Origin of the sequence: Halopseudomonas bauzanensis (assembly GCF_900114735.1) — a bacterium.
In the GTDB taxonomy this organism is placed as follows: domain Bacteria; phylum Pseudomonadota; class Gammaproteobacteria; order Pseudomonadales; family Pseudomonadaceae; genus Halopseudomonas; species Halopseudomonas bauzanensis.
Window position 1 is genome coordinate 854,693 of record NZ_FOUA01000001.1, and the last position, 17,650, is coordinate 872,342.

At 60.7% G+C, this 17,650-nt stretch carries 19 protein-coding genes and 1 other RNA gene; 4 read left to right on the forward strand and 16 right to left on the reverse strand.

Going from position 1 to position 17,650, the window contains the following annotated elements; all coding sequences use genetic code 11:
• Positions 1-7: 7 nt before the first annotated feature.
• The 9 genes from mraY to rsmI form a co-directional block, all read right to left on the reverse strand.
• Positions 8-1,090, reverse strand: a complete 1,083-nt coding sequence (gene mraY, locus BM267_RS03990) for a phospho-N-acetylmuramoyl-pentapeptide-transferase (protein ID WP_036989446.1) — start codon at positions 1,088-1,090, stop codon at positions 8-10.
• Positions 1,091-1,095: 5 nt separating this feature from the next.
• A complete protein-coding gene (locus tag BM267_RS03995) occupies positions 1,096-2,469 on the reverse strand; it encodes a UDP-N-acetylmuramoyl-tripeptide--D-alanyl-D-alanine ligase (protein WP_074777758.1) in 1,374 nt (457 codons plus the stop codon).
• Positions 2,462-3,910, reverse strand: a complete 1,449-nt coding sequence (locus BM267_RS04000) for a UDP-N-acetylmuramoyl-L-alanyl-D-glutamate--2,6-diaminopimelate ligase (RefSeq protein ID WP_083392424.1) — start codon at positions 3,908-3,910, stop codon at positions 2,462-2,464. The genes BM267_RS03995 and BM267_RS04000 overlap by 8 nt, the downstream gene beginning before the upstream one ends.
• Positions 3,910-5,655 carry a peptidoglycan D,D-transpeptidase FtsI family protein gene (locus BM267_RS04005; RefSeq protein ID WP_074777754.1) on the reverse strand — a complete coding sequence of 582 codons (1,746 nt, stop codon included), beginning with the start codon at positions 5,653-5,655 and terminating at the stop codon, positions 3,910-3,912. Before BM267_RS04005 ends, BM267_RS04000 begins: the two co-directional genes overlap by 1 nt.
• Complete coding sequence (ftsL, locus tag BM267_RS04010; RefSeq protein WP_036989440.1) at positions 5,652-5,966, reverse strand: cell division protein FtsL; 315 nt, start codon at positions 5,964-5,966, stop codon at positions 5,652-5,654. Before ftsL ends, BM267_RS04005 begins: the two co-directional genes overlap by 4 nt.
• Positions 5,963-6,904: a 16S rRNA (cytosine(1402)-N(4))-methyltransferase RsmH gene (gene rsmH, locus BM267_RS04015; RefSeq protein ID WP_074777752.1), complete on the reverse strand. Its 942-nt coding sequence runs from the start codon at positions 6,902-6,904 to the stop codon at positions 5,963-5,965. Before rsmH ends, ftsL begins: the two co-directional genes overlap by 4 nt.
• Positions 6,901-7,356 (reverse strand): division/cell wall cluster transcriptional repressor MraZ, encoded by a 456-nt coding sequence (gene mraZ / locus BM267_RS04020; protein WP_036989437.1) that lies wholly within the window; start codon positions 7,354-7,356, stop codon positions 6,901-6,903. Before mraZ ends, rsmH begins: the two co-directional genes overlap by 4 nt.
• A 309-nt stretch (positions 7,357-7,665) precedes the next feature.
• Positions 7,666-8,016: RNase P RNA component class A (rnpB, locus tag BM267_RS04025), an RNA gene on the reverse strand.
• A 102-nt stretch (positions 8,017-8,118) separates the two neighbouring features.
• Positions 8,119-8,967: a 16S rRNA (cytidine(1402)-2'-O)-methyltransferase gene (gene rsmI, locus BM267_RS04030; protein WP_036990238.1), complete on the reverse strand. Its 849-nt coding sequence runs from the start codon at positions 8,965-8,967 to the stop codon at positions 8,119-8,121.
• A 141-nt stretch (positions 8,968-9,108) separates the two neighbouring features.
• Here rsmI and BM267_RS04035 point away from each other — a divergent pair, with 141 nt between their 5' ends.
• From BM267_RS04035 to BM267_RS04050, 4 genes are read left to right on the forward strand one after another with little or no spacing between them, the layout of a single operon-like run.
• Positions 9,109-10,929, forward strand: coding sequence for a penicillin-binding protein activator (locus BM267_RS04035; protein WP_177173372.1), 1,821 nt, complete (start codon positions 9,109-9,111; stop codon positions 10,927-10,929).
• Between the two features lie 5 nt (positions 10,930-10,934).
• Complete coding sequence (locus tag BM267_RS04040; RefSeq protein WP_051610941.1) at positions 10,935-11,300, forward strand: YraN family protein; 366 nt, start codon at positions 10,935-10,937, stop codon at positions 11,298-11,300.
• Between the two features lie 12 nt (positions 11,301-11,312).
• Positions 11,313-11,906, forward strand: a complete 594-nt coding sequence (locus tag BM267_RS04045; RefSeq protein WP_036989435.1) for a phosphoheptose isomerase — start codon at positions 11,313-11,315, stop codon at positions 11,904-11,906.
• Positions 11,903-12,469, forward strand: coding sequence for a BON domain-containing protein (locus tag BM267_RS04050; RefSeq protein ID WP_074777748.1), 567 nt, complete (start codon positions 11,903-11,905; stop codon positions 12,467-12,469). Before BM267_RS04045 ends, BM267_RS04050 begins: the two co-directional genes overlap by 4 nt.
• Before the next feature lie 54 nt (positions 12,470-12,523).
• Here BM267_RS04050 and BM267_RS04055 read toward each other — a convergent pair whose 3' ends face one another.
• The 7 genes from BM267_RS04055 to rplM all read right to left on the reverse strand — a co-directional run bounded on the left by BM267_RS04055 (position 12,524) and on the right by rplM (position 17,447).
• On the reverse strand, positions 12,524-12,916 hold the full coding sequence (locus BM267_RS04055) for a ClpXP protease specificity-enhancing factor (RefSeq protein ID WP_036990234.1): 393 nt from the start codon (positions 12,914-12,916) through the stop codon (positions 12,524-12,526).
• A 42-nt stretch (positions 12,917-12,958) separates the two neighbouring features.
• Complete coding sequence (locus BM267_RS04060) at positions 12,959-13,588, reverse strand: glutathione S-transferase N-terminal domain-containing protein (protein WP_036989432.1); 630 nt, start codon at positions 13,586-13,588, stop codon at positions 12,959-12,961.
• Positions 13,589-13,744: 156 nt separating this feature from the next.
• Entirely contained in the window at positions 13,745-14,527 is a 783-nt protein-coding gene (locus BM267_RS04065) for a cytochrome c1 (RefSeq protein WP_036989431.1), read from the reverse strand.
• Complete coding sequence (locus tag BM267_RS04070; RefSeq protein ID WP_036989427.1) at positions 14,527-15,750, reverse strand: cytochrome b; 1,224 nt, start codon at positions 15,748-15,750, stop codon at positions 14,527-14,529. Before BM267_RS04070 ends, BM267_RS04065 begins: the two co-directional genes overlap by 1 nt.
• Positions 15,750-16,343 (reverse strand): ubiquinol-cytochrome c reductase iron-sulfur subunit, encoded by a 594-nt coding sequence (gene petA / locus BM267_RS04075; protein WP_036990232.1) that lies wholly within the window; start codon positions 16,341-16,343, stop codon positions 15,750-15,752. Before petA ends, BM267_RS04070 begins: the two co-directional genes overlap by 1 nt.
• Before the next feature lie 270 nt (positions 16,344-16,613).
• Positions 16,614-17,006 carry a 30S ribosomal protein S9 gene (gene rpsI, locus BM267_RS04080; RefSeq protein ID WP_036989423.1) on the reverse strand — a complete coding sequence of 131 codons (393 nt, stop codon included), beginning with the start codon at positions 17,004-17,006 and terminating at the stop codon, positions 16,614-16,616.
• A 12-nt stretch (positions 17,007-17,018) separates the two neighbouring features.
• Positions 17,019-17,447 carry a 50S ribosomal protein L13 gene (gene rplM / locus BM267_RS04085; RefSeq protein ID WP_036989420.1) on the reverse strand — a complete coding sequence of 143 codons (429 nt, stop codon included), beginning with the start codon at positions 17,445-17,447 and terminating at the stop codon, positions 17,019-17,021.
• Between the last annotated feature and the right edge of the window lie 203 nt (positions 17,448-17,650).

A 17,650-nucleotide genomic window follows, 5' to 3' on the forward strand; every position in this document is an offset into this window, starting at 1 on the left:
GTTTTCCTCAACGCAACTTGAGCGTGGACAGACCGATCAGCACCAGTACCACGGTGATGATCCAGAAACGCACGATGACCCGCGGCTCGGGCCAACCCTTCAGTTCGAAATGGTGGTGAATGGGCGCCATACGGAACACCCGGCGGCCGGTCAGCTTGAACGAGGCCACCTGGACGATCACCGATAGGGTCTCGACCACGAAGATGCCGCCCATGATGAACAGCACGATCTCCTGACGGACGATCACTGCGATCACGCCCAGCGCCGCACCCAGGGCCAATGCGCCCACATCGCCCATGAATACCTGGGCCGGATAGGTGTTGAACCAGAGGAAACCGAGGCCGGCACCAATCAACGCGCCGCAGAAGATCAGCAGCTCGCCAGAGCCCTGCACATAGGGAATCAGCAGATACTGGGAGAACTGGAAGTTACCCGACAGGTAGGCAAAGATGCCCAGCGCGCCGCCCACCATCACCGTCGGCAGAATTGCCAGGCCATCCAACCCATCGGTCAGGTTGACGGCATTGCTGGAGCCAACGATGACGAAATAGGTCAGCACCACGAAGAAGATGCCCAACTGGAACTCGAGGTTCTTGAAGAACGGCACGATCAGGGTGGTTTCCAATGGGGTTTCCGCCGCCAGGTACAGCACCACCGCCGCCACCAGGCCGAATACCGACTGCCAGAAATACTTCCAGCGCGACGGCAAGCCGCGGGAATTCTTTTCCACCACCTTGCGGTAGTCATCAACCCAGCCGATGGCGCCGAAGCTGACGGTGACGCCCAGCACTACCCAGACGTAGAGGTTGCTCAGGTCGGCCCAGAGCAGAGTACTGACGGTGATGGCCATCAGGATCAGCGCGCCACCCATGGTCGGCGTGCCTTTTTTCGACAGGTGCGATTGCGGACCGTCGTTGCGCACAGCCTGGCCGATCTGGCGCAGTTGCAGGGTACGGATCATCCAGGGACCGAGGAACAGCGCCAGTCCCAGCGCAGTGAGCACACCCAGGATGCCGCGCAGGGTGAGGTACTGGAATACGCCGAAACCGGTGTAGAACTGTTGGAGATATTGAGCAAGTATCAGCAGCATGTCGGCTAGCCCTCGTCCGTGATTTGCGAGCCTGCCACCAGAGCGGCGACGACTTCTTCCATGCCCGCACTACGCGAGCCTTTGACCAATACCCGGGTAGTCGAGTCCAGCCGTGTGTTGAGTGCCGCTGCCAGTGCGGTGCGGTCAGCAAATACCTGGCCGCCATCACCGAACTCGGTTGCCGCCAGCGCTGACAGTCGGCCCGTGGCGTAGAGACCATCAAGCCCCTGTTCCCGGGCATAGGCCCCGATGTCGGCATGGGCCTGGTCTTCCAGCTGGCCCAGTTCACCCATATCTCCCAGCACCAGCACACGCTGGCCTGCCAAGCTGGCCAGCAGGTCGATCGCCGCGCGTACCGACGCCGGGTTGGCGTTGTAGCTGTCATCAATGATGATCGCGCCGTTATGGCCCGCCAGACGCTGGCCGCGACCGGCCATTGGCTGGAGTTTACCCAGGCCACGAACGACAGCATCCAGCGGCACGTTCAACGCCAATGCCGCACCCGCTGCCGCCAGCGCATTGGCAACATTGTGCCGCCCCGCCAGTTGCAGCTGGATAGCGATCTGGCCGGCGGGCGCCACCAGTGTGAACTGGGCGCAACCCAGGTCGTCGAGGCGGATATCCTCGGCACGCAGTTCAGCGGTCGGGTTCTGGGTACTGAACACATGCTTCTTGCGCTGGCCCAGTGCCTGATACCACTTCTCGAACCAGGGACTGTCGAGATTGATCACGCCCTGACCTTCGCTGTCCAGCCCGGCGAAGATCTCGCCCTTGGCCTCAGCGATCGCCTGCTCGCTGCCGAAGCGGCCGATATGGGCCACACCCGCGTTGGTCAGCACACTCACGCTGGGCTTGGCCAGGCGCATGCTGTAGGCGATGTCGCCGATCGCGGCCGCACCCATCTCCACCACCGCATACTGATGCTCAGGCGCCAGTTCCAGCAGCGTCAACGGTACGCCCAGTTCGTTATTCAGATTGCCGCGGGTGGCCAGTACCGGGCCGCATTCGCCCAGAATGGATGCCAGCATTTCCTTGACCGTGGTCTTGCCGCTGGAGCCGGTAACGGCTACCAGCGGACCGGCGAAGGCGGCACGGTTCAAGGCGCCAAGCTGGCCCAGCGCGTAGGCCCCGTCATGCACTATCAGTTGCGGCAGCGGGTCGTCCACAGCACGTTCAACCAGCGCGGCGGCAGCACCGTTGGCGCGGGCCTGGGCGAGGAAGTCATGACCATCCACCCGGCTGCCGGCCAGGGCCACGAACAGCGCGCCAGGACGCACGGCGCGGGCATCGATACTGACACTGTCGAAACTGGCATCGCTGCCATTGAGTGCCGCGTTGAGCGGTTTGAGCAAATCCGAGAGGCGCATTGCTTCAAGCATGTTGGCCCTCCCGGTACTGCAAGGCGCGTTCGGCCTGTTCGATATCACTGAAAGGGTGACGCACCCCATGGATCTCCTGATAGGTTTCGTGCCCCTTGCCAGCCAGCAGGATCACGTCCCCCGGCTCGGCACGGGCGATGATCTGGCTGATGGCCTCGGCACGGTTGGCTATGACTGTGACCTGCTGTGGTTGTTCAATACCGGCGCGGATTTCCTCGATGATCGCGACGGATGGCTCGGTACGCGGATTATCATCGGTCACCACCACCTGGTCCGCGCCCTGCTCGGCGATGCGGCCCATCAGCGGACGCTTGCCGCGATCACGGTCACCACCACAGCCAAACACGCAGATCAGCCGCCCGGCCACATGGGCGCGCAAAGCAGCAAGTGCCTTTTCCAGGGCGTCCGGGGTATGGGCATAGTCAATCACTACCAACGGCTGGCCGTTGCCACCCAGGCGTTGCATGCGGCCATCCGGCGGCAGCAGCTCGCCGAGCAGCTCGACAACCTGGTCCAGGGATATCCGCAGGGCCAGCAAAGCGCCAGCTACCGCCAGCAGGTTCGACAGGTTGAATGTACCGAGCAGCGGGCTGCACAGGTCGATGCTACCGGCGGGAGTATGCAGCCGCGCCTTGATACCTTCGGCGTCGAAGCGGATATCGCTGCAATGCAGGTCGGCCGCCTCGTCGCTCACGCTGTAGGTAGCAACCGGTACCGGGCAATTGACCGCCAGTTGTCGGCCGAAGTCGTCATCGAGGTTGATGACAGCAGTCCGCGACTGACCGAACAAGCGGGCCTTGGCCGCACCGTAGCTGGCCATGTCGCCGTGATAATCCAGATGATCGCGACTCAGGTTGGTGAACACACCGACCTCGAACTGCAATGCAGCCACCCGGCCCTGCTGCAATGCATGGGACGACACTTCCATACTGACCCGCTGAGCGCCCTGATCACGCAGCGATGCCAGCTGCTGTTGCACCGCCAGCGCATCGGGAGTGGTCATGCCATGGTCGAGCAAGGCTCCCGGCAGGCCACTGCCGAGGGTGCCGATGACACCGCACGGCTGGCCCAGACGGTTCAATGCCTGGGCCAGCATCTGGCTGACACTGGTCTTGCCATTGGTGCCGGTAATACCGATCAATCCCAGGCTGTCCGCCGGTTGACCGTAGAATCGTCCGGCAATGGCGGACAGCTCATTCGCCAGTTGTACAACCGGCAGCGTGGGAATATCGGCGTCGCAGCTAAAGCCATCGCCGGCCTCATAGGCCACCGCGGCGGCACCAGCAGCAATGGCTTGCTGGATATGCTGACGGCCGTCGTGGCGTTGCCCCGGCATGGCCAGGAACAGGAAGCCCGGCGCCACCTTGCGACTATCCAGCGTCAGGCCGGCAATCTCTACCGGTGCGCCCTGCCACTGGGGAATGAGGTGCTGGAGCTGCATCATCCGCGCTCCTCCCCGGCATCCACAGTCGGCAACTCGACCTGTTGCATCTCCGCCAGATTGTCCGGAGCGATATTCAGCAGGCGCAGGGCGTTGGACATCAAGCCGCTGAACACCGGTGCCGCGACCAGGCCTCCGTAATAGCCGCCCTTGGTCGGCTCATCGATGACCACGGCAATGGCGATGCGCGGATCGGTACTGGGGGCGAAGCCGGCAAACAGCGAACGGTAGGAGTCTTCCTTGTAGCCCTTGCTGCCAACGCTGGTCTTGCGCGCCGTACCACTCTTGCCGGACACGTGGTAACCAGGCACCTGGGCTCTGAACGTACCGCCCGGCAATTCGATCACCTGCTGCAGCATGCCCTGTACAGTCAGGGCCACGTCCTCGGGAATCATCTGCTGGGTGCCCGGCTTCTCGTTGATGCGCAGCAGCGACATTGGCGCCTTGCGTCCATCATTGGCGAGAATCGCATAGGCCTGGGCCATCTGCATGGTGGTCACCGAGAGGCCGTAACCGTAGGACAGCGCGGCGGTCTCAGCCTGGCGCCACTCGCGGTAGCTCGGCAGGTTGCCGACCCGCTCGCCGGGGAAGCCCAACCCGGTATACTGGCCGAAACCGACATTCTGCATGGTTTCGCGCAGCGCGGGGCCGCCGATATCGAAGGCGATCTTGCTCATGCCAACGTTGCTGGACTTGAGCAGAATACCGGTCAGATCGAGTACGCCGCCCGGCGCCCGGGACACGTCACGAATGGTATAGCGCCCGATACGCAGAGTGCCGGGGTAGACATTGACCTGATCGGTGGGCGACCAGCGACCGGATGCCAGCGCGGCGCTCATGGAGATCGGCTTGACCGTGGAACCGGGCTCGAACACATCGATCAGCGCGCGATTACGCATCATGTCCGGCTTGAGGTGGGCGCGGTTGTTGGGGTTGTAGGTGGGATGGTTGACCATCGCCAGCACTTCGCCAGTGCGCACGTCGAGCATGACGATGGAGCCGGCCCGCGCCTCGAATTCCTGCAGCGCTTCGCGCAGTTGACGGTGCGCCAGATACTGCAGGCGCAGGTCAATGGACAGCGCCAGGTCATTGCCCGGACGGGCATTCTTGACCACCTGCACGTCCTTGATCAGCCGGCCGCGCCGGTCCTGCAACACCTGGCGCTTGCCCGGCAGGCCTTCCAGCCAATGGTCATAAGCCAGCTCGACACCTTCCTGTCCCTTCTCATCAACGTTGGTGAAGCCGACCAGATGGGCGGCCACTTCTCCCGCCGGATAAAAGCGTCGATATTCCTCGATGCTGTAGACACCCGGTACCTTGAGCGCCATGACCGCTTCGCCAGCCGCCGGCACCATGCGCCGACGCAGGTAGATGAACTCCTTGTCGGCATTGCTCTGCAGGCGCTGACTGAAGGTGGACAGGTCAGTACCCAGCGCCTCGGCCAGCGCAGGCCACTGTTGCTGCTGGTTGATCAACTGGGATGGATTGGCCCAAATGGTCAAGACCGGCGTGCTCACTGCCAGCGGCTCACCATTGCGGTCGGTGATCTGCCCGCGGTGGGCGGGAATGGGTACGTGGCGCACGCTGCGCTTGTCGCCCTGGTTCTTGAGGAAGCCCTCGTCCAATACATGCAGTTCGACAATGCGCCAGGTCACCGCCACGCAGCACAGTCCGAGCAACGCGATGACCAGCCGAAAACGCCAGGGATAGAGGCTGCCATTGGGCTTGAAGGCAAATTTCTTCATGGCTGCACCAGAATCACTTCGTTGGGCTCGGGAACCCGCATGCCCAGCTGGCGGGTCGCAATCGTCTCGACCCGGCTGTGCGCCGTCCAGGTGCTCTGCTCCAGGATCAACCGACCCCACTCTGCCTGCGCCTTCTCGCGCTGGGTCATCTCGGCTGCCAGTTCATTAAGCAACTGACGGCTCCAATGTGCGCTGTAGGGTACCGCCAGCGCACTGCCCAGAATCAGGATCCAGACCGTAAGCAACCAGCCGCTGCCGGCGGGGAGGCCGGAACGGGTCTGGTTGGTGGCGGACTGGGTCTGTTCGCTCATCTGTGTTTCTCCGCCACGCGCAATACCGCACTGCGGGCGCGTGGGTTGGCGGCGATCTCATCAGCCGATGGTTTGATGGCTTTGCCGATCAGTTTCAGACTGGTGTGAATATCTGCATCACGCACCGGCAGTCCACGGGGCAGTGGCGCACCTTTGGCTTCGCGACGCATGAACTGCTTGACCTGACGATCCTCCAGCGAATGGAAACTGATGACGGCCAGACGGCCGCCCGGCGCCAGCACCTCGAGGGCGGCGCGCAGGCCGTCAGCCAGATCCTCCAACTCGCGGTTGATGAAGATGCGGATCCCCTGGAAAGCGCGGGTAGCCGGATGCTTGTGTTTTTCCCAGGCGGGGTTGGCAACCTTGATCACTTCAGCCAGGTCCGCGGTACGGGTGAACGGCTGCTCGGCACGACGATTGACGATGGCCCGGGCCATGCGGCGGGAGAAACGCTCCTCACCATATTCCCAGAGCACGGTGGCAATGTCGGCTTCGTCGGCACTGTTGATCCAGTCGGCGGCGCTCTGGCCGACATCAGGATTCATGCGCATGTCGAGCGGGCCGTCGTTGAGAAAACTGAAGCCGCGCAGCGGGTCATCCAGCTGCGGCGAGGACACGCCCAGGTCCAGCAACACGCCATCGATACGGCCATGCAAGCCGCGCTCGCGCAGCTCTTCGGCCATATCGGCAAATGAACGTTGTACAACGACAAAGCGGCCATCTTCGGCCGCAAGCTGTTTCCCGACCCGTATTGCCTCCGGGTCCTTGTCGAAGCCGAGCAGCCGCCCCCCTTTGGCCAGCTGCTGTAGAATGGCGCGGCTGTGCCCGCCGCGGCCGAAAGTGCCATCTATATAGGTGCCTTCCGGTCGAACCGCCAGTCCTTCCAGCGCTTCGTTCAGCAGTACACTGACATGTTTCAATTCGGTCTGCTGATTCATAGGCTCAGTGAATGCAGTTCTGCCGGCAGCTCGCCGACATCCTGCTCTTCTTCCAGATAAGCTGCGGTGGTGGCCTGCCAGACCTCTTCACTCCACAGCTCGAATTTGCTCAATTGACCTACCAGCATGACTTTCTTGTCCAGGCCGGCGTGATCGCGTAACAGCGGCGGCACGACAAAGCGGCCATGGCTGTCCAGTTCTATTTCGTTGGCATTACCGATCAGCAGGCGGTTGAGCCGCTTGACTGCCGGATGCATGTTCGGCGCCTTGCGCAACTGCTGCTCGACGGCTTCCCACTCGTGCATCGGGTAGATCCACAGGCAACGTTCTTCGAGGGCAATGGTCGCGACCAATTGACCGCCACAGGAGTCCAGCAGACGGTCACGATACCGGGCAGGCATCGCGAGTCGCCCCTTGGCGTCCAGATTGATGGCGTTCGCTCCACGAAACACGTTTTGTTATTCCTCTGATGAGACCACTGTTGTGACAACGCCAAACCCAAAAAAATCCACTTTCACCCACTTCACCCCACTTTCGCACACTATAGAAAGGCGTCCAAACAGCGTCAAGTCACCAATTCAGAGAAAAAGCCTTATATGGCGAGGGTTTAGCGGCAATAAGGAAGGAAAACCGTCCGTCGGGACAGAACTATTCAGAGATAAGAGAAGAAATAACAAAGACATGCTCATGCAACTTAATGTTGAACATGAGGTTTGCGGAGGTGTTTTTCAGAAGAGAAGAAAAATCTTGCTGCGGGAAAAAATAGGAGTTGGCCTGTAAGCCGGGTTCTGTCGAGAACAGTCATTCCTCTGCGACAGCCATCACTGACTGCCTGTAGCAACCTACCCGAACCCAGTGCGGGCCGCACCATAGGGTTCCTATTTGGTCTTGCTCCGAGTGGGGTTTACCATGCCACGAACTGTTGCCAGTCGCGCGGTGCGCTCTTACCGCACCCTTTCACCCTTACCGGCGCTTGCGCGCTTAGGCGGTCTACTCTCTGCTGCACTTTCCGTAGGCTCACGCCTCCCAGGCGTTACCTGGCACTCTGCCCTGTGGAGCCCGGACTTTCCTCCATACCGCCAAAGCGATACAGCGACTGTTCGGCCAACTCCTGGGCGCAAGATTAGCCCGGTTGCTGGCTGACAGCAAGCGCTGATCGCTCAAGAACGGGGATTTTCCCGCGGCCTCGACGCCACCAAACCAAGCCGTTCAGGTCAGGCGTTCTTGCCCAGAGCCAGCTGATACAGCCGGTTCTTCTTCAGCCCGGTGATCTGCGCCGCCAGTGCCGCCGCCTGTTTCACCGGCAACTCTGCCAGCAGGATATCCAGCACCCGTTCGGCAGCCGGGTCCAGCGCATCGCCGTCGTCCGGCTGCGGCGCACCTTCGACAATCAGCACACATTCCCCCCGCTGCTGGTCGGCATCGGCGCGCACCCACTCCACCAGCTCGGCCAGCGGCGCACCCTTGATGGTCTCGAAGGTCTTGGTCAGCTCCCGCGCCAACACCACCTGACGCTCCGGCCCCAGCAGCTCCAGCAGATCTTCCAGGCATTCGAGCAGCCGATGCGGTGCTTCATAGAGCATCCAGGTGCGCTGCTCCGCCGCCAACGCCTGAATACGCTGGCGGCGACCATGGGACTTGGCCGGCAGAAAGCCTTCAAAGGCAAAACGGTCCGATGGCAGGCCCGCTGCACTCAACCCGGCGATCAAGGCACAAGCGCCGGGCACCGGGCAGATCCGCACCCCCGCCTCCCGCGCCAGGCGCACCAGATGAAAGCCAGGATCGGAGATCAGCGGCGTGCCAGCATCGGAAATCAGCGCCAGGTCTTCGCCGGCCAGCAGGCGCTCGACCAGCCGCTGGCTCTTGCCCCGCTCATTATGATCATGGCAGGCGGTGGTCGGCGTCTGGATATTGAAATGCTGCAGCAGCCGGCCGCTGTGCCGGGTATCCTCCGCGGCGATCAGGCTGACCGCATTGAGGATATCCAGCGCCCGTGGCGTCATGTCCTGCAGATTGCCGATCGGGGTTGCGACGATATACAAGGTACCGGTAGTGACAGCCATGACGAATCCTGTGACGAGTTTGTCGCACATTGTACAGGACGTGACCAGGTTCCACCCAAGCGCATGGCGGGGAGCACGGGCCTTGGTTACAATGCAGGTCAATTGCTCACGCGCCACAAGGTACCCTGCCTGATGCTCCGCATGAATCGTCTGCCGCTTGCCGGCCTGCTGCTGGCTTCGCTGATTGCCGGCTGCTCCTCGACTCCCCGTCAGTTGTCGGAACTGCCCGCTACCACCGACTCCCCTATCGAGGACATTCTCCGCCAGGCCGAACGCCGCTCCGGTGCCGAAGCACACCTGCTGCGCCTGCATGCGGCCCAGACCGCTCTGAACCGCAATCAATTCGATCAGGTGCGCAGCATTCTCGCAATGATCCCGCAGAGTGACCTGCCACTGGACCAGCAACAGCGCTTCAGTGAACTGCAGGCGCGCAGCGAACTGGCGCTGGACCAACCGGCTGCCGCGCTGCGTGCCCTGCGTCACCCGTCGCTGCAACAGCTCGACAGCCTGACGCCCGAAGCGCAACTGGATATCCAGCTGCTGCGCGCGCAAACCATGGCCGCCGCCGGTGAGCATTTGAACGCGGCTCAGGAGCGCGTATTTATTCACAATCTGCTGCCTGCCCATGCCCAGCAGGACAACCTGGCGCAGATCTGGACCAGTCTGAATCAGGCACCGACCGAGCAATTGCGCGAGGCTTCCACTGCCGCCAGTGGCGATCTGGCTGGCTGGCTGGAGCTGGCGCTGATCGTACGCGACCATGGCAATCTGGATTTGCAGGTCCATGCCATGCAGCAATGGCAGGACCGGCATGCCAGCCATCCGGCGGCGGTCACACCACCCGAAGCCATCAGCCGGCTGCTCGAACTGCACGCCGAGCGCCCACAACACATCGCTCTGCTGCTACCCTTCGCGGGCGGATTGGCCGCCGCCGCCGATGCTCTGCGTGACGGCTTTCTCTCCGCCCAGTACCATGCTTACAGCGAAGGTCTGACCCAGCCCCGGATCAGCCTGTATGACAGCGGCGCCTACGGCAATCTGCTGCAGTTCTACCAGCGGGCCCAGGCCGATGGCGTGCAATGGGTCGTCGGCCCGCTGGATCGCCAGCAGGTCGGAGCCCTGGCCGCCCTACCCGAACTGCCGCTGCCGACCCTGGCGTTGAATTATGCCGACTCCACCGCCACGCCACCGCCCGGATTGTTCCAGTTCGGCCTGGCCCCGGAAGATGAAGCCCGTTCCGCTGCGTTGCAGGCCTGGCAGGATGGACATCGACAGATGGCAATTCTGGCCAACCGCGATGACTGGAGCCAGCGCTCGGCGCGTGCCTTCGCCGACCACTGGCAAGAACTGGGCGGCCTGCTGGTTGGCCACGAAACCATCGACGAACCGGCACGCATCTCCGGGCAGATCGCCGAGCTGCTGCAAGTGCGCGAAAGGCAACAAACCAATCAGGACGCGCAGGGCGGCCTCGGCGACGTCGGGGTGACACAACCCGCACCACGGCCGGACCTGGACGCCCTGTTCCTGGCCGCCGACCCACTGCAGGCCCGCCAGATCAAGCCGACCCTGGTATTCCAGTATGCCGGCGACCTCCCGGTGTACGCCGCCTCCCGCGCCTATCGGCTATCTCTCAATGGCGAGCCGAACCCCGATATCGACGGCATCATGATTGCCGAAATCCCCTGGCTACTGACCCGCGCCGACCCGCTCTACCAGCCGGTGGTAGACAACTGGCCGACGGCGGCCGGTCCCATGGGCCGGTTGTATGCCATGGGCGTGGATGCCCAGCGCATTTTCAGTCGCCTGCTGCAGATGCAGGAGCAGCCTGACACGCGTATCGATGGCGCCACCGGCACCCTGTCTCTGGATGGCAATGGCCGGGTTCTCCGGGTCCTGCCCTGGGGCGAGATGGTCGATGGCCAGCTGCAACCGATAATGGAATCCCCGTTACTGCTGCAATGACTCAACTGACCGACAAGCAGCGCACCGGCAACCAGGCCGAGCGCGCCAGCGAACGACTGCTGATCAGCGCCGGGCTGCGCCTGCTCGCCCGTAATTACCGCTGCAAACAGGGCGAGCTGGATCTGGTCATGCGCGATGCGGATACAGTAGTATTCGTCGAAGTGCGCTACCGGCGACGAAACCAGTGGGGCGATGCGGTAGAGACCGTGGACTGGCGCAAGCAGAAACGCCTGATTGCTGCCGCCCATCACTACCTGCTGACCCATCCCCACCTGGTCAACCAGTCCTGTCGCTTCGACGTTGTCGCGGCTACCGGCGATCCCGCGGACCCGGCCTCATACCGATGGATCCGAGAAGCCTTCACCTGCTAGCGAGTTCTTCTTATGGACATGCAACACCGTATCAGACAGCTGTTCACCGACAGCATTGAAACCAAGACCCGTGCCATGGATGTACTGGGGCCAAGCATCGAGCAAGCCAGCCAGCTGATGGTCAGCTGCCTGCTGAGTGAGCGCAAGATCCTTACCTGTGGTAACGGCGGTTCCGCCGGCGATGCCCAGCACTTTTCTTCCGAGCTGCTCAATCGCTTCGAGCGCGAGCGTCCCAGCCTGCCGGCCATCGCCCTGACCACCGATAGCTCGACCATTACCTCGATCGCCAACGATTACAGTTACGACGAAGTCTTTTCCAAGCAGATTCGCGCCCTGGGACAGCCCGGCGACGTGCTGCTGGCGATCTCCACCAGCGGCAATTCCGGCAACGTCCTGCAGGCCATCCAGGCAGCCCATGACCGCGACATGCTGGTAGTGGCACTGACCGGGCGTGATGGCGGCGGCATGGCATCGCTGCTGCTGCCCGAAGATGTGGAAATCCGCGTACCAGCCCGCTCCACCGCGCGTATCCAGGAAGTCCACCTGTTGGCGATCCACTGCCTGTGTGATCTGATCGATCGGCAACTGTTCGGGAGCGAAGAATGATCCGCCTGACCGCCGTGATCCTGGCGGTGACCCTGACTGGCTGCAGTGGCGTGCTGACTGCGACCCGGGAGAACCCCATCAATCACAATTACGGCACCCGCACTTTGGGTAGCAGTATCGATGACCAGTTGATCGAAACCAAAGCCCGCGTCAATGTCGCCAAGGCTCACCCCGACCTGGAAAGCCAGGCCCGCTTCGATGTAGTCAGCTACAACGGCGTGGCCCTGCTCACCGGCCAGGTTCCCCGGGCCGAGCTGCGTGAATTGGCAGGCAATGCAGTGAAACAGGTGCAACGAGTCAAGGTGGTGCATAACGAGCTGACAGTGGGGCCCAAACTGTCATTGCTGGCGCGCAACAATGACGCCCTGATCACCTCCAGCAGCAAGACCCGCATGCTGGCCGACAGCAACATACCCGGGCGCCGCGTCAAGGTCGTCACCGAGGCCGGTGCGGTCTATCTGATGGGCCTGGTCACCCATGCGGAGGCCAATGCCGCAGTGGCTGCGGTGCAGCAGGTCGGCGGCGTGCAGCGCATAGTCAAACTGTTCGAATATATCGACTGAATGAAAAACGGCGATGCCTTTTGGGGCATCGCCGCTGTATTTATCAGCTATTGCTTACTTGACCACCTTCAATGACGGCCGACCAGCTGGCTTCGGCGAGTCTTCCGGCGGAGTATCGCCATCCGGCGGCGGCGTTTCGGTCTCGATCTCGAAGACCATGCCCTGGCCGTTCTCCCTGGCATAAATTGCCATGACCGCGCCCATGGGGATCCAGACCTGCTGGGCCACCCCACCGAAACGTCCATCGAAACAGACCCTCTCGTTGTCCATGTCCAGATGCCGGATAGCACTGGGCGACAGATTGAGCACAATCTGCCCCCCTTCCACGAAGCCTTCTGGCACCACGGTGCCCGGATAATCAGCGTTGACCAGCACGTAGGGAGTGCTGTCGTTATCCAGAATCCACTCGTACAGTGCCCGGACCAGATAGGGACGGCTTGAGCTCATGCGCACCATGCTCACTCCTGTGCTGTAAAGATGAATGGCGGGTTACTGCATATCCCGTTCAGCGGCAGACAGGCTGCCGATAAAACCTTCACGCTGGAAGATACGCTCCATGTAGTCCTGCAGCGGTTTGGCCTGGCGCGGCAGTTCAATCCCCAGCATGGGCAGACGCCAGAGGATCGGCGCCAGACAGCAATCGACCAGACTGAATTCGTCACTCATGAAGAAGGGCATCTCGGCAAATACCGGCGCCACGCCTGTGAGACTTTCCCGCAGCTCCTTGCGCGCCTTGGTGACAGCTGCGGCAGGGCTTTTCGGGTTGCTGAGGACATCCACCAGCACGCTCCAGTCACGCTGGATACGGTACATCAGCAGACGGCTGTTAGCTCGCGCCACCGGGTATACCGGCAACAGCGGCGGATGGGGAAAGCGCTCATCAAGATATTCCATCATGATGTTCGGCTCGTACAACACAAGATCCCGATCAAGCAGCGTAGGCACCGTATTATAGGGGTTGGCCTCCGCCAGCTCCTGCGGATGGTTGTCCGGCTCGACATTGACGATGTCGACGGTCACCCCTTTTTCTGCCAGCACAATGCGCACCCGATGACAATACTGGTCGGTCGGATCGGAAAAGAAAGCCATCGAAGAACGCTTGTTGGCGGTAACACTCATATATCAACCCTCATCCTGTGGCGATTACGGTAAAGCGCCCGCGGATGGTCAGCATAGCGAAACGCTGGCCAGGCCTTTATCGAAAGCGAGCATTATACCCCAGAAACAACAACGCGCCCCAAAGGGGGCGCGTGTTTTGCTTCGGACAGACCGGAATCAGTGCACATCTCTCCAGAATTCGCGCTTCAGCAAATAGGCGAAGACGAACAGGATGGCCAGATACAGCAGCACGTATACACCGATGCGATGACGGGTTTCCTTGATCGGGTCAGCTGAATAGCTGAGGAAGGCGACCAGATTGCGCACCGTGGTATCGAACTCTTCCTCGGTTTGCGTACCGGTATCTTCAACCACGGTCAGAACATCACACTGCTCTTCCAGCATCGGCTCACCAGTCAGGGTGTCACGCACGATGCTGTTGCCATCCTTGACCGGCATCGGCTTGCAGCCCTTGACCTGGCGACCCTGCAGTTCAGCCAGAACGTTCGGCATCCCCACGTTGGCGAAGACAGTATTGTTCCAACCCAGCGGACGGGACGGATCCTCATAGAAGCCGCGCATATAGGAGTACAACCAATCCTCGCCACGCACACGGGCAACCATGGTCAGATCCGGCGGCGCGGCACCGAACCACACCTTGGAATCTTCCGGACGCATGCCGATTGTCATGTGCTCGCCATACAGAGTGCCTTCGCTGAACACCAGGTTTTCCATCATCAACTCTTCAGGAATACCCAGATCGGTCGCAACACGCTCGTAACGCTGGTACTGGGTCGAGTGGCAACCCATGCAGTAGTTGACGAAAGTGCGGGCACCATCTTGCAGGGACGCCTTGTCCGACAGGTCGATATTGGCTTTATCCAGCGGCACGCTGGGGCCGGCAGCCAAAGCAAAGCCCGGCAGCAACGCAAACATCAAAGCAATCAATTGTTTTTTCATCAGCCAGTAACCCTCTCCGGAACCGGTTTGGTCTTCTCCATACGGGTGTAGAACGGCATAAGGATGAAGAAGGCAAAATACAGAACGGTGCACACCTGCGACAGCAAGGTACGACCCGGTGTTGCGGGAATGGCACCCAGCACACCCAGGATCACGAAGCTGACACAGAAAATCACCAGCCACAGCTTGCTCATCCAGCCCTTGTAGCGGATCGATTTGACCGGGCTGCGATCAAGCCAGGGCAATACGAACAGCACGGCAATCGCGCCGCCCATCGCCAACACACCCGGGAATGCGGAACCAGCAATAGCAGGCACGGCGCGCAGGATGGCGTAGAAGGGAGTGAAGTACCAGACCGGTGCAATGTGGTCAGGCGTTTTCAGCGGGTTGGAGATTTCAAAGTTCGGTTTCTCCAGGAAATAACCACCCATTTCCGGGAAGAAGAACACCACGGTGCAGAACACGAACAGGAAGACCACCACGCCGACGATGTCCTTGACGGTGTAGTAAGGGTGGAACGGGATACCATCCAGCGGGATACCGTTTTCATCCTTCAGCTTCTTGATTTCGATGCCATCGGGGTTGTTGGAGCCGACTTCATGCAGCGCGATGATATGCAGGACCACCAGGCCCAGCAGCACGATCGGCACAGCGATCACATGCAGCGCGAAGAAGCGGTTCAGGGTGATCCCGGAAATCAGGTAGTCGCCGCGCACCCATTGAGCCAGATCCGGACCAATGAAGGGGATCGCACCGAACAACGAGATGATCACCTGGGCACCCCAGTAGGACATCTGCCCCCAGGGCAGCAGGTAACCCATGAAGGCTTCGGCCATCAGCGCCAGATAGATCAGCATGCCGAAGGTCCAGACCAGCTCACGGGGCTTGCGGTAGGAGCCATACATGATGCCGCGCAGCATGTGCAGATAGACCACCACAAAGAACGCGGAAGCGCCGGTGGAGTGCAGATAGCGCAGCAGCCAGCCGTACTCCACATCACGCATGATGTATTCGACCGAGGCGAAGGCGCCTGCGCCGGAGGGCTCGTAGCTCATCGTCAGCCAGATACCGGTGATGATCTGGTTGACCAGCACCAGCAGCGCAAGCGAGCCGAAGAAGTAGAAGAAGTTGAAGTTCTTCGGTGCGTAATACTTGCTCAGGTGGTCTTCCCAGACCTGAGTGACGGGCAAACGTTCGTTGACCCAGTTAAGCAGCTTGCTCATCAGGCTGTCTCCTCATCCACACCGATGATGATGACGTCATCGGACTCATAGGTATGCGGTGGCACGGGGAGGTTCAGCGGGGCAGGCATACCCTTGAACACACGACCGGACATATCGTAGAACGAGCCATGGCAGGGACAGAAGTAGCCACCTTTCCAGTCAGCTCCCATGTCAGCGGCGCCAACTTCCGGCTTGAACAACGGCGAGCAGCCCAGGTGTGTGCAGATACCCAGCACAACCAGCAGCTCGGGCTTGATGGCACGGGTCTTGCCGTCTACATACTCCGGCTGATCGGACGACTCGGAATTGGGGTCGGCTACGACGCTGTCCATTTCATCCAGCAACGCCAGGGCTTCCGGTGTTCTGCGCGAGATGAAGATCGGCTGGCCGCGCCACTCGGCAACAATCTGTTGGCCCGGCTCGATCTTACTCACATTCACCTTAACCGGCGCACCTGCCGCCTTGGCTCTTGCGCTTGGGAACCATGACCCCACAAAGGGCACAGCAACCCCCACTACACCAGCAGCACCCACCACACTCGTGGCTGCCACCAGGAAGCGACGCCGGCCGTTATTTACGCCGTCATTACTCATCCAGTCGTCTCCCATCAGCTAATTCAGCCCTTTGAAACAAGGGCTTTTCAAGTTTTTAACTGCCTGCACAAAATGAAACAGATGGTAATGAAAAAGCCCCATCATGACAAGGCGATCTCCATTAACCAGGCATCTGCGAAGTTTACCCCAAGCGAGGCGCGACGGGCGTTCCGGATGCGCCCCTGAATACGTGACACCTTGTCGCAGATACAGAAACGCCCGGGTTCCTGTGAAGGAAACCGGGCGTTTTCGAGGCCGCAGCCTGAAGACTTAGCGCTTGGAGTATTGCGGACGCTTACGCGCTTTACGCAGACCCACTTTCTTACGCTCGACTTCACGTGCATCACGGGTTACGAAGCCGGCTTTGCGCAGCTCGCTACGCAGAGTCTCGTCATAATCCATCAGCGCACGGGTGATACCGTGACGGATAGCACCAGCCTGACCGGAAATACCACCACCTTGAACGGTGACGTAGACGTCAAACTTCTCGGTGCTGTCGGTCAGCTCGAGCGGCTGACGAACCACCATGCGGGCAGTTTCGCGACCGAAGAAGGTCTCGATGCTGCGGTTGTTGATGGAGATGTTGCCAGTACCCGGACGCAGGAAGACCCGAGCGGTAGCGGTTTTACGGCGGCCAGTGCCGTAGTTCTGTGTAACCGACATAGTGAGCTCCTGTTAGATCTTCAGTTCTTGGGGTTGCTGAGCAGTATGCGGGTGAGCAGCACCGGCATACACTTTCATCTTGCGATACATCGCACGACCCAGAGGATTCTTGGGCAGCATGCCCTTGACTGCGATCTCGATGATACGCTCAGGAGCGCGCAGGTTGAGCTTCTCGAAATTGATCGACTTGATACCGCCCGGGAAACCGGAGTGGCTGTAGTAGATCTTGTCCTGAGCCTTGTTGCCGGTCACGTGGATTTTTTCGGCATTGACGATCACGATGTAATCGCCAGTGTCCACGTGCGGGGTGTACTCAGGCTTGTGCTTGCCGCGCAGGCGGGAAGCAACTTCGGTAGCCAGACGACCAAGGGTCAGACCAGTGGCATCTACTACGTACCAGTCGCGTTTTACTGTTTCCGGTTTGGCGCTGAAGGTTTTCATTAAATCCTAGCCTCAGAGGCCGCTCTTATATTGAAGAGGGCGAATCTTACAGAATGATATGTGTTTTTACAAGCCAACAAAGCCTAGACAGACACTCAGTGGGGGCTCTGTGGGTCTGGGTGGCATCTGCGCTGTAACAACAACGACAGGCTAGGCATCCTGTCGAAAGTGGCGGGCATTATGCCAACGTGGTAGAAAATTAC

Bases quoted from the DNA above. Each gene is read 5' to 3' on its own strand.
- petA (WP_036990232.1), bottom strand. From the start codon at position 16,343: ATGAGTAATGACGGCGTAAATAACGGCCGGCGTCGCTTCCTGGTGGCA.
- BM267_RS04060 (WP_036989432.1), bottom strand. From the start codon at position 13,588: ATGAGTGTTACCGCCAACAAGCGTTCTTCGATGGCTTTCTTTTCCGAT.
- rsmH (WP_074777752.1), bottom strand. From the start codon at position 6,904: ATGAATCAGCAGACCGAATTGAAACATGTCAGTGTACTGCTGAACGAA.
- BM267_RS04055 (WP_036990234.1), bottom strand. From the start codon at position 12,916: ATGAGCTCAAGCCGTCCCTATCTGGTCCGGGCACTGTACGAGTGGATT.
- BM267_RS03995 (WP_074777758.1), bottom strand. From the start codon at position 2,469: ATGCTTGAAGCAATGCGCCTCTCGGATTTGCTCAAACCGCTCAACGCG.
- BM267_RS04000 (WP_083392424.1), bottom strand. From the start codon at position 3,910: ATGCAGCTCCAGCACCTCATTCCCCAGTGGCAGGGCGCACCGGTAGAG.
- rplM (WP_036989420.1), bottom strand. From the start codon at position 17,447: ATGAAAACCTTCAGCGCCAAACCGGAAACAGTAAAACGCGACTGGTAC.
- mraY (WP_036989446.1), bottom strand. From the start codon at position 1,090: ATGCTGCTGATACTTGCTCAATATCTCCAACAGTTCTACACCGGTTTC.
- BM267_RS04065 (WP_036989431.1), bottom strand. From the start codon at position 14,527: ATGAAAAAACAATTGATTGCTTTGATGTTTGCGTTGCTGCCGGGCTTT.
- BM267_RS04050 (WP_074777748.1), top strand. From the start codon at position 11,903: ATGATCCGCCTGACCGCCGTGATCCTGGCGGTGACCCTGACTGGCTGC.
- BM267_RS04070 (WP_036989427.1), bottom strand. From the start codon at position 15,750: ATGAGCAAGCTGCTTAACTGGGTCAACGAACGTTTGCCCGTCACTCAG.
- BM267_RS04045 (WP_036989435.1), top strand. From the start codon at position 11,313: ATGGACATGCAACACCGTATCAGACAGCTGTTCACCGACAGCATTGAA.
- ftsL (WP_036989440.1), bottom strand. From the start codon at position 5,966: ATGAGCGAACAGACCCAGTCCGCCACCAACCAGACCCGTTCCGGCCTC.
- BM267_RS04035 (WP_177173372.1), top strand. From the start codon at position 9,109: ATGAATCGTCTGCCGCTTGCCGGCCTGCTGCTGGCTTCGCTGATTGCC.
- BM267_RS04005 (WP_074777754.1), bottom strand. From the start codon at position 5,655: ATGAAGAAATTTGCCTTCAAGCCCAATGGCAGCCTCTATCCCTGGCGT.
- rpsI (WP_036989423.1), bottom strand. From the start codon at position 17,006: ATGTCGGTTACACAGAACTACGGCACTGGCCGCCGTAAAACCGCTACC.
- rsmI (WP_036990238.1), bottom strand. From the start codon at position 8,967: ATGGCTGTCACTACCGGTACCTTGTATATCGTCGCAACCCCGATCGGC.